This is a genomic window from Streptomyces sp. SID13726 (genome assembly GCF_010548375.1).
In the GTDB taxonomy this organism is placed as follows: domain Bacteria; phylum Actinomycetota; class Actinomycetes; order Streptomycetales; family Streptomycetaceae; genus Streptomyces.
Window position 1 is genome coordinate 1 of sequence record NZ_JAAGLY010000665.1, and the last position, 408, is coordinate 408.

Sequence of the window (408 nt, forward strand, 5' to 3'; positions counted from 1 at the left end):
GGCCACGCCCGACCGGCCGGACGCCGTCTATGCCCGCAAGCTCCAGGAGGTGCTGGGCGGGCAGTACGGCGAGATCACCGTCGCGATGCAGTACGGCTTCCAGTCCTGGAACTCCCACCTCCCGGGCAAGTACCGCGACCTGCTCTACGGCATCGGTGCCGAGGAGTTCGGGCACGTCGAGATGCTGGCGACGATGATCGCGCAGCTCCTGGAGAAGGCGCCCGTCGGGCTGGTCGAGGGCGCGGTGCAGGACGACCCGACCGTGGCCGCGATCGTCGGCGGCACGGACCCGCAGCAGGCGATCGTCGCGGGCGCGGGCGCCCGGCCGGTGGACTCGAACGGGAACCCGTGGTCGGCGGGCTACGTGACCGCGAGCGGCAACCTGCTCGCCGACTTCACGGCGAATGC

Annotated in this window: 1 protein-coding gene; it reads left to right on the forward strand. The window is 71.8% G+C overall.

Annotated features, from left to right (window positions below; all coding sequences use genetic code 11):
- Positions 1-408: manganese catalase family protein (locus G3I78_RS49670; RefSeq protein WP_203616595.1), on the forward strand; the 408-nt coding region annotated here is incomplete at both ends.